We start from the raw sequence: 9,683 nt of genomic DNA, 5'->3' as shown, positions 1-9,683 counted from the left end.
GATTATGAAGAACAACCTGCGTTTCGTCAACAGGTCAGCGAAGTTTTTTTCGCTGCGGTCAGCGCTGGAAAACTCCTCAGCCCGACCACCCATCAACCCCGCAACCCTTGTCGCTGCTGCGTTTGCAGCGCGGTTTGTGTTGCGAGGGGACGAATAGTAGGCGACTGATGGCAGGCTGGCAAGCGATTTCGCAAAATAATTCTCAAGTTCATCTCAGGTGCCGTTTAGAGCACAAAACGAGGAAACCATGACCATCCGTATCGTGAGATTAGGATCGCCGCGCGCCGAGGATGAGGGGCTGCGCATGGGCACGGTGCGACGGCCGCCGCGCGGGGTGCCAAAGGCTGAGTTCGCCTGCCGTGACTATTACGATGTCTGGTACCCGGCGCTTGCACCATCCACGGACCTCGTCGCGCAGGCCCAGGCCGCCACGGACGGCAAGGCGTGGCGTGCCTTCGAGAAGAAGTACCGTGCCGAGATGGCCGAGCCCGATGCCAGCCGCACGCTAGATCTCCTTGCAGCCTTGTCCCATCAGACGAACTTCTCGCTCGGTTGCTATTGCGAGGACGAATCTCACTGTCACCGCAGCATCCTGCGCGACCTGCTGGCCAAGCGCGGCGCCGACCTGGCGTAATCCGCACGATATGATGCGAAGCTTCGCCGCCTCCTTATTAGTAAGCAGGCAAGGCGAAGCTTCTCACTGGCCTCTCATACGTCGATGGCACTGAACCTCGTCTGGCTTGGATTCTTCCTGATTTCCTTCCTGGCCGCCTGCGTGCGGCTGGCTCACGGCGACACGGCGGTCTTCCCGGCCATGCTCGCCAGCCTGTTTGACAACGCGCGCACCGCTTTCGAGATTTCTCTTGGGCTGGCCGGCGTCATGTGCCTCTGGATTGGCATCATGCGGATTGGCGAGCGGGCCGGCGTGGTCGATCTCTTCGCCCGGGCCATGAACCCATTGCTGCGTCACTTCTTCCCCGGCGTGCCGCAGGGCCACCCGGCACAGGGCGCGATGATGATGAATGTGTCCGCCAATCTGCTCGGCCTGGACAACGCCGCCACCCCGCTCGGGCTCAACGCCATGCGGGAGCTGCAGACGCTGAATCCCAAGCCGGACACCGCCAGCAACGCCCAGATCATGTTCATCGTCCTGAACACGGCCGGGCTGACGTTGATTCCCACGTCGGTCATCGCCATCCGCCAGGCGATGGCCGTCAAGCAGGGGCTCACCGGCTTCAATGCGGCCGATATTTTCCTGCCGACGCTGCTCGCCACCGGCGTCTCCTGCCTGGCCGGGCTGCTGGCCGTGGCCTGGGTGCAGCGACTGAACCTGCTCAAACCCGCCGTGCTGGCCGCGTTCGCGATCACGGCGGCGGCTGTCGGGGGGCTGTTCGTCTGGCTGCGGCAGGCGCCGCCGGATCAGGTGAGCCAGTTGGCCGCGCTCGCCGGCAGCGCGTTCATCCTGTCGCTGATCACCCTGTTCCTGGTTTGCGGCGCGGTGCGGCGGGTCAATGTCTACGACGCCTTTATCGATGGCGCCAAGGAAGGCTTCGGCGTCGCGGTGCAGATCATTCCTTATCTAGTGGCGATCCTCGTGGCGATCGGACTGTTCCGCGCCTCGGGGTGCATGGACGTGCTCATGCAGGGCCTGTCGGCCGGATTCGCGTGGCTGGGACTCAATACCGACTTCGTTCCCGCGCTGCCAGTCGGCCTGATGAAGATCCTGTCCGGCGCCGGCGCGCGCGGGCTGATGGTCGATGTGATGAGCACTTACGGCGTCGACTCCTTCCAGGGCCGACTCGCGGCGATCATCCAGGGTTCGACCGAGACCACTTTCTATGTGATGGCCGTCTATTTCGGTAGCGTCAATGTGCGCAATACCCGTCACGCATTGGGCTGTGCGCTGTTCGCCGATGTGGTCGGCATGACCGCCGCCGTGTGGATCGCCTACCTCTTTCGATAGCGCTGTTGTCCCAATGCAACGTGATTGTGCGCTTTTGAAGTCATTCTCGAACGCGGGACTTGGTGCGTCGCAACAACCTGTGTATAGTGAAGTCTGTCTCCTCCACCACCTCGGTGGATTCCAACCCGCGCATCACTTGCGCGGGTTTTTTTTGCCCAAAATCTGTGGAATCCTCAGATCGATAGGCGGTTTTTGATCGGTCTACATCACGAATGTGACATCTGCACCGGTCAGCGTCACTTTTCCCCGTCGTGGTGCAAGCGCGCACAGTTGCCGCGCAAATCGCAGAAAACCCACACCTTTGTTGCGATGCACCAATCAGCATCGTAGAGTGGCATCAGCAATAACCCTGACACCCCGCCGCTCTCCTAATTTGCCTGCGATGCCTACCGCTGCGCGCCTTCTCCGATACTGGCCCGATACCGCCTACCTGCGGCGTGGCATCGTCTACGCCTTGTCTTTCCTGGCGCTGGCCGGTACCGGCTGGCTGACTGGCGAACACGGTTATCTCTGGTCGGCAACGGCATCGATCTGGACCTGCCTGGCTGATCGCCAAGGCACGGCGGCCGCCCGCATGCGTGCGCTGGGCACCGTGGGCATCGGCGGTGCGCTGGCCAGCGCACTGGGCGCGAGCCTTTCGGGGTCGCCGCTGCTGGCACTGCTCGTGGTGCTAGCCGCAGGGCTGGTGGCCGGTTTGGTCGAGCTACGCGGCCCCGCAGCCGCTTTGTGCTTCAAGCTGCTCTACGTGGTGCTCATCGCCGCCTGCCTGCAGCCGGCCGGAGGTTTGCCGATCGCCACCTACGCGTGGACGAGCAGCGTCGACTACCTGCTAGGCGGCGTCTTTGCCTGCCTGGTTTGCCTGCTGTTGATTCCCTCCCAGCGCGACACCCGGCCGCGGACGGAGGTAGTCGCCGTCTACGACGCCCTGCTGCGCTTTGCCGATTTCCTGGCGACTACCGCGCCCGCCCACGACAGCACGCCACATAAGCAGGAAATCCGCCTTCGTATCGAAGCGGCGCGCGCCGCCGTGACCGCCCGGCGTGGCCTGCGAGACCCGCTGGGATTGCTCCACTACGCCTACGCCGTGGCGGTGGCCGACGCCATCTTCGCCCTGCTGATCGTCGCTGGCGAACTGCGCGAGCGCGCCGGCGACACCCACGGCCTGCCGCTGGCCTATGCCGCGCGCTGCCTCGCCGATACGCAGGAGCAGGTTCGCCAGGCCCTCGCCCGTCATGCCCCGGACCTGCCGGCACTGAGCGCGATGCTGACCCGCGACCTGCGTGGCCTCGTGGCGCAGCGCCCCAATGCCTCCGCGCCGCCCCCTTACCAATCCGCCCTGGCCGCGCTGGCCCAGCACCCCGGTTTCGATCGATGGCGCGAGCGCTTCGTCTGGCCGAATACCGGCGTCACGGCCATGCTCGACCGCCTGGCGCATACGCTGGCCGACCTCGCCGCGCGCGATGCCCGGGTGTCGCGCCACGCGCTCCGGCTGGCGCTGGCGGGCGGGCTGAGCCTGTTGCCGTCGCAGGTCTGGCAGGTCCATCACAGCTACTGGGTGGCCGTCACCGTGATCATGGTGCTGAGCCCGCGCCTGCAAACCACCCGGCAGATCTCGTTTCTGCGCTTTGCCGGTTCGCTGGGCGGTGCGCTGCTGGCCTGCGGCATCAGCCTGATGCACCCCACGCCGACGCTGGCGCTCGGCATCAGCGCGGTATTCCTCGCCGCCGCCTATGCGACGCGGCTGGCCGGCAATGCCGGCGCGTTCGCGTTCTGCCTGACGCCAGCGGTCATCCTGTTCTCCTGGCTCGGCGAGCCCGCCGCCAGCAGCAGCCACGTGGCGGCATTGCGCGGCGCCGATACGGCCATCGGCTGCCTGATCGCGCTGGCCAGCTATGTGGTGCTGGCGCCACGTGCGGAGTTGTCGCGCGCGTTCCGCCACAGCCTGGATGCGCTCGCGGTCAACGCGGTCTACCTCCGCGCCTCGATCAGCGCGGCGCGCGCGCTGTCGGCGGCGCCAGCCCGGCTCGAGGCGCTGCGCGTGGCTGCCGGCCGCGCCTCCACCCGTGCCGAGGACACGCTCGCCCAATGTGCGGCCGAACTGGATCCGGCGCTGGCGGTCACTCATCGCACCCTGCATGCCACAGCGCGGCGAATGGCCGCACTGGCAGGGCTGCTGCGTGCCGGCACCGAATCGGGGGAGATCTACACGAAGCCCGTGCCGGCCGTGCAGGCACTGCTTGGCGATCTGGAGGCCCGACTGGCCGAGGTGGCCGTCCGACCGGGTCACACCGGCGTGACGGCAGCGGTGGCGCCGGCCCGGCTGGCACCGCTAACGCCCGCCGATCCGCCCTTTGACCGATTTCTGGCGGAACAGGCTGGCTACGCGGACAACCATATCGATGCCGCGCATCACACGGTCGCCAGGCTGCGCACCCTGGTGGCGGAACAGGCGCTGGCGACGCGCTCGCGCTTGCGCGGGGTCAAGGCGGGATGAGATAGCCCGGCATTTCGGCGTTCGGGCAGGCGCTCGCAACTATCCTAGAATGATTGGATATCCGCCGTTTCCCCGTTCCCGACAAGTACGAGGTGCGCCATGGCTCAAATCTCCTTCCCGACCAGCGTTCCGTCTTACTGCGCCGCCAGTCTGACGCTATCGTGCCCCGCTACGGTCAATGGCAATTCATCGCAGTATTCCGTGACCGCCGAGGCGCTCGAGAACCATTGTGGCGCCCAGTCGCCGCGCGAAGACGACCTGCGCGCCGCGTTCACGAGTCACCGCCAGCGCATTGAGCATCTGGCGGAAACCCTGTTCGAGCTGACCAAGGCGCGCGAGATCGTCCTGCGCAGCGGGCATTTCCGCTTCGCGGACTGATCGATCAGCCTTCGGCCGCCTGCCCGCGTACCAGCAGCACCGGCATCGTCGCCTGACGGATCACCGCCTCGGCCACGCTGCCGAGCACGATACGCCGCACGCCGCGCCGGCCGTGGGTGCCGATGACCAGCAGGTCCCCGCCCCACTGGCGCGCGGCTTCATTGATCGATCCGGCGATGTCGCCGGCCACGGCAGGCTCCGTCACCAGTTTCGTCTCGAACGTCGCACCGGCGTCGCCCAGCACCTTGCCGGCCGCCTCCAGCGCGCGTTTGCCGCTGTCCGCGAAGGCGCGCTCGATCTGCGTGGGGTCGTAGTAGCCCGCGTCGAACAGCATCACGCCGTTGTCCACCACATAGAGCGCCAGGATCGTCGAGCCGCCGCCGGCCACCCGCAGGGCCTCGCGCAGGGCCAGGTCGGACGTGCTGCTGCCATCCACCGCCACCACGATCCGGTTGTAAGCCGTGCTAGTCATTGCCTTGTCCTCCGATAGAAGAGAGAAGCGCCGCAGCCGTGCCGCGACCGCTACATCCGATACTACACGTGGCGCCAAACCCACGTGATGAGCCGATTCTGAAAATGGGATAGGCGGATCACCCATCACGCGCACCCATCCATACGCCATTAAATTGACCGACCGGTCGGTTTATATATATAGTGAGCAGACCCGCCGCCGCCGTCCAGCCTCGACAAGAACAACCACCGCGCGGCCACCCATCAGAAGGAGACGTTATGTACACGCAGAGTCTCGACCTGCCCGGCCAGCCTGCCCAGCCCACGGTCACGCCGCTCAGCGGGCCGCAGGATGCCGGCCTCGCCGCGCGCCAGGCCGCGTTCGACGCGCGCATGGCGGAAGACGGCAAGATAGAGCCGATGGACTGGATGCCCGACGCCTACCGCAAGACCCTGGTGCGCCAGATCTCGCAGCACGCGCATTCGGAGATCGTCGGCATGCTGCCGGAGGGCAACTGGATCAGCCGCGCGCCGTCGCTCAAGCGCAAGGCCATCCTGCTGGCCAAGGTGCAGGACGAAGGCGGCCACGGCCTCTATCTATATAGCGCGGCCGAAACGCTCAATGCCTCGCGCGATGATCTGGTCGATGCCCTGCACACCGGCCGCGCCAAGTATTCGTCGATCTTCAACTACCCGACGCTGACCTGGGCGGACGTCGGCGTGATCGGCTGGCTGGTCGATGGCGCGGCGATCATGAACCAGATTCCGCTGTGCCGCTGCTCGTACGGCCCGTACGCGCGCGCGATGATCCGCATCTGCAAGGAGGAGTCGTTCCACCAGCGCCAGGGTTTCGACGCCCTGCTGGCCATGATGCGCGGCACCGATGCCCAGCGCGAGATGGTCCAGGACGCGGTGAACCGCTGGTGGTTCCCGGTGCTGATGATGTTCGGCCCGCCGGACGCCGCCTCCACCAACAGCGGCCAGACCATGGCCTGGGGCATCAAGCGGATCTCGAACGACGACCTGCGCCAGAAATTTGTCGATGCCACCGTCGAGCAGGCCAAGGTGCTGGGCGTGACGCTGCCCGACCCCGGCCTGAAATGGAATGCCGAGCGCGGCCACCACGACTACAGCCCACTCGACTGGGACGAATTCTGGCGCGTGATCAATGGCGACGGCCCTTGCAACAAGGAGCGGCTGGCCACGCGCGTGAAGGCGCACGAAGACGGCGCCTGGGTGCGCGAGGCCGCGCTGGCCCACGCCCGCCGCCGCGCCGAACGACCGCAGCGCGAAGCCGCCTGACCGCCGCCCAAGGAGACAGACATGGCGCAATCGACACCTGAGACGCACCCGAGCAAGAAGGAATGGCCGCTGTGGGAAGTGTTCGTCCGCAGCAAGCAGGGACTGGAGCACAAGCATTGCGGCAGCCTCCACGCCGCAGACGCCGAGCAGGCGCTGCACATGGCTCGCGATGTCTACACGCGCCGGCAGGAAGGCGTGTCGATCTGGGTGGTGCCCTCGTCCGCCATCACGGCCAGCGCGCCGGCGGAGAAGGCCGAGCTGTTCGATCCGGCCGCCGACAAGATCTACCGGCACCCGACGTTCTACCAGCTCCCCGACGAAGTCAACCATATGTAAGGCCGGCACCATGACGCAGACCCTCGTCGCCGACGATCGCGCCCTCAACAGCTCCCACGACCTCGCCCGCACCGCGCCGCTGCAGTACGTGCTGCGGCTGGCCGACAACGCGCTGATCCTGGGCCAGCGCAACGCCGAATGGTGCGGCCATGGCCCGGCGCTGGAAGAAGACATCGCGCTGGCCAACATCAGCCTGGACCTGATCGGCCAGGCGCGGCTGCTGTACGCCCATGCCGGCGAACTCGAAGGCCGGCTCACCGGCCGCGCGCGCCAGGAGGACGAGTACGCGTACTGGCGCGAGGAACGCGAGTTCCGCAACTGGACGCTGCTGGAGCTGCCGCACACCGGCCCGCTGGCCGGCACGGCCCGGACCGAGCGCGACTACGCGGTCACCATCATGAGAAATTTCCTATACGGGGCGCTGATGGCCGCACTCTGGCCCGCGCTGGAGACCAGCCAGGACGCGGGGCTGGCCGCCATCGCCGCCAAATCGGCCAAGGAGGCGCGCTACCACCTGCAGCATGCGGCGGGATGGGTGGTGCGGCTGGGCGACGGTACCGATGCGTCCCACGTCCGCATGCAGCGCGCGCTGGACCACCTGCTGCCCTATATGAACGAGTGCTTCGCGCCCGATCCAGTCGAGCAGGCCGCCGCCGACCAGGGCGTGGCCGTGCCGACGGCAAGCCTGCGCGACGCCTGGGAGGCCATCGTCCACGCCACCCTGGAGGACGCCACGCTGCGCCTGCCGGCGCCCTCGGCGTTCGTCTCCACGGGCAAGCTCGGCGTGCATTCGGAACACATGAGCTACCTGCTGGCCGAAATGCAGGGGCTGGCACGCGCCCACCCCGGCGCGCAGTGGTAGGCGGGGGTCCGGTCATGCGGATGGCGTCGACTGTCACCTCCCCCTTCGCACCGGCCTTCCCCGTCGCCACCGCGACCGGCCCGCGCTCGGCCGACGAACGCCTCGCCGCCGCGTGGGCCGCGCTGGAGGCCGTGCCGGACCCCGAAATCCCGGTCGTGTCGATCCGCGATCTCGGCATTTTGCGAGACGTACGGCTGGCCGACGATGGCGCGACGCTCGAGGCGGTTATCACGCCGACCTACTCCGGCTGCCCGGCCATGTCCCAGATCGAGGAAGACGTGGGCCGCGCGCTCGAAGCCGCCGGACTGGCGCCGTGGCGTGTGCGCACGGTGCTGGCGCCGGCTTGGACCACTGACTGGATCACCGAGGCCGGCCGCGCCAGCCTGCGCGCGTACGGCATCGCCCCGCCGGGGCGTTGCGGATCGCAAGACAGCGAGATCGGCGCGAGCGCGACGGTCAGGCCGCTGCGCTTTGTCCCACGCGCCCTACCCCACGCAACCCCGGCCATCGCCTGCCCCCATTGCGGCAGCACGCATACCGAGGAGCTATCGCGCTTTGCCTCCACGGCGTGCAAGGCACTCCATCGTTGCCTGGACTGCCGCGAGCCGTTCGACTACTTCAAGCCGTATTAAGTCCAGAAAGCCAGAGGCAGACACGCGATGACCCCACAGTTCCACCCGCTGCGCGTGGCGCAGGTACGCCCGGAAACGTCCGACACTGTGTCGATCGCCTTCGAGGTGCCCGAGCCGCTGCGCGACGCCTATCGCTTCACGCAGGGCCAGTTCCTCACGCTGAAGGCTCCCGTCGACGGCAAGGACGTGCGTCGCTCCTATTCGATCTGTTGCGGGGTGCAGGACTACGACGAGCGCGGCGAACTGCGCGTGGCCGTGAAGCTGGTGGACGACGGCGTGTTCTCCACCTGGCTGCACGACACCGTGGCGCCCGGGCAGGTCTTCGAGGTGATGACGCCCGATGGCCGCTTCCACGTGCCGCTGGACACCGCCGCCGCGCGCCACTACGTGGCCTTTGCCGCCGGCAGCGGCATCACGCCGGTGCTGTCGCTGATCCGTACCACGCTGGCGCGCGAGCCGCGCAGCCGCTTCACGCTGGTCTACGGCAACCGCAGCGTGGACAGCATCATCTTCTCCGAGGCGCTGGAGGATCTGAAGAACCAGTATCTGTCCCGTTTCACGCTCTACCACGTGCTGTCCCGCCAGCCACAGGAGGTGGATCTTCTGCACGGCCGGCTCGACCGCGCCCGGGTGGCCGCCTTCCTGGAAACGCTGATTCCCGTCGACGATATCGACGCCGCCTTTGTCTGCGGCCCGGCCTCGATGATCGACGAAGTGGAGGCGGCGCTGAAGGAAGCGGGCCTGGATCCGCACCAGATCCACGCCGAACGCTTTGGCGTGCCGCTAGCGTCCGCGCCTCGTAAAACGTCGACGGAACACCACGCGAGCCACGCCGGCACCGCCGAACTGGTGGTCGTGCTGGACGGCAAGCAGCACAAGATGCGCCTGCCGCTGGAGGACGCCAATGTGCTGGACACCGCGCTGGCAGCCGGTCTGGACCTGCCCTACGCCTGCAAGGGCGGGGTCTGCTGCACCTGCCGCGCCAAGGTGCTCGAAGGCAAGGTCGAGATGGAGAAGAACTACACGCTGGAGCCGTGGGAGATGGAAAAAGGGTTCGTGCTCACCTGCCAGGCGCGCGCGCTCACGCCCCGGGTGGTGGTCAGCTACGACGAACGCTAGTTGTTGCTGGTGGCACGACTGTCGCCGTGATTACAATGGCGGGACACGCTCCATGCGTCGCATCGTCCGCCACAGGGCCGTTCGCCAACGGCGGGACCGATGGCGGCCGGGGTTCCGCCGGGACACGTCGCACCCTATACAATCACG

Annotated in this window: 10 protein-coding genes; 9 read left to right on the top strand and 1 reads right to left on the bottom strand. The window is 67.0% G+C overall.

Annotated features, from left to right (window positions below):
- Window positions 1-247 precede the first annotated feature (247 nt).
- From AC1DFU_RS25080 to AC1DFU_RS25065, 4 genes are all read left to right on the top strand, one after another.
- Complete coding sequence (locus tag AC1DFU_RS25080; protein ID WP_092299991.1) at window positions 248-634, top strand: DUF488 domain-containing protein; 387 nt, start codon at window positions 248-250, stop codon at window positions 632-634.
- 84 nt (window positions 635-718) lie between these two features.
- Window positions 719-1,963, top strand: coding sequence for a nucleoside recognition domain-containing protein (locus tag AC1DFU_RS25075; RefSeq protein WP_092299994.1), 1,245 nt, complete (start codon window positions 719-721; stop codon window positions 1,961-1,963).
- A 382-nt stretch (window positions 1,964-2,345) separates the two neighbouring features.
- Window positions 2,346-4,457 carry an FUSC family protein gene (locus AC1DFU_RS25070; protein WP_441593793.1) on the top strand — a complete coding sequence of 704 codons (2,112 nt, stop codon included), beginning with the start codon at window positions 2,346-2,348 and terminating at the stop codon, window positions 4,455-4,457.
- Between the two features lie 99 nt (window positions 4,458-4,556).
- Window positions 4,557-4,835 (top strand): DUF1488 family protein, encoded by a 279-nt coding sequence (locus AC1DFU_RS25065; RefSeq protein WP_092300000.1) that lies wholly within the window; start codon window positions 4,557-4,559, stop codon window positions 4,833-4,835.
- A 4-nt stretch (window positions 4,836-4,839) separates the two neighbouring features.
- Here the strand turns inward: AC1DFU_RS25065 and AC1DFU_RS25060 are convergent, their stop codons facing one another.
- Complete coding sequence (locus AC1DFU_RS25060; RefSeq protein ID WP_092300003.1) at window positions 4,840-5,307, bottom strand: universal stress protein; 468 nt, start codon at window positions 5,305-5,307, stop codon at window positions 4,840-4,842.
- A 257-nt stretch (window positions 5,308-5,564) separates the two neighbouring features.
- Here AC1DFU_RS25060 and paaA point away from each other — a divergent pair, with 257 nt between their 5' ends.
- The 5 genes from paaA to paaE are packed head-to-tail and all read left to right on the top strand — an operon-like array spanning window position 5,565 to window position 9,536.
- The gene (gene paaA / locus AC1DFU_RS25055) at window positions 5,565-6,587 is read left to right on the top strand and encodes a 1,2-phenylacetyl-CoA epoxidase subunit PaaA (protein ID WP_441593796.1); all 1,023 of its coding nucleotides are present in this window, start codon (window positions 5,565-5,567) and stop codon (window positions 6,585-6,587) included.
- A 21-nt stretch (window positions 6,588-6,608) separates the two neighbouring features.
- Window positions 6,609-6,923 carry a 1,2-phenylacetyl-CoA epoxidase subunit PaaB gene (gene paaB / locus AC1DFU_RS25050; protein ID WP_092300010.1) on the top strand — a complete coding sequence of 105 codons (315 nt, stop codon included), beginning with the start codon at window positions 6,609-6,611 and terminating at the stop codon, window positions 6,921-6,923.
- A 10-nt stretch (window positions 6,924-6,933) separates the two neighbouring features.
- Window positions 6,934-7,785, top strand: coding sequence for a 1,2-phenylacetyl-CoA epoxidase subunit PaaC (gene paaC, locus AC1DFU_RS25045; RefSeq protein ID WP_441593798.1), 852 nt, complete (start codon window positions 6,934-6,936; stop codon window positions 7,783-7,785).
- Between the two features lie 20 nt (window positions 7,786-7,805).
- The gene (gene paaD, locus AC1DFU_RS25040) at window positions 7,806-8,417 is read left to right on the top strand and encodes a 1,2-phenylacetyl-CoA epoxidase subunit PaaD (protein WP_255370957.1); all 612 of its coding nucleotides are present in this window, start codon (window positions 7,806-7,808) and stop codon (window positions 8,415-8,417) included.
- 27 nt (window positions 8,418-8,444) lie between these two features.
- Window positions 8,445-9,536: a 1,2-phenylacetyl-CoA epoxidase subunit PaaE gene (gene paaE, locus AC1DFU_RS25035; RefSeq protein WP_092300019.1), complete on the top strand. Its 1,092-nt coding sequence runs from the start codon at window positions 8,445-8,447 to the stop codon at window positions 9,534-9,536.
- The last annotated feature ends 147 nt before the right edge of the window (window positions 9,537-9,683 follow it).

The organism is Cupriavidus sp. 10L45, assembly GCF_056395225.1.
Note: the sequence above shows the minus strand (reverse complement) of the source record. Positions and strands in the feature narration are given on the sequence as shown.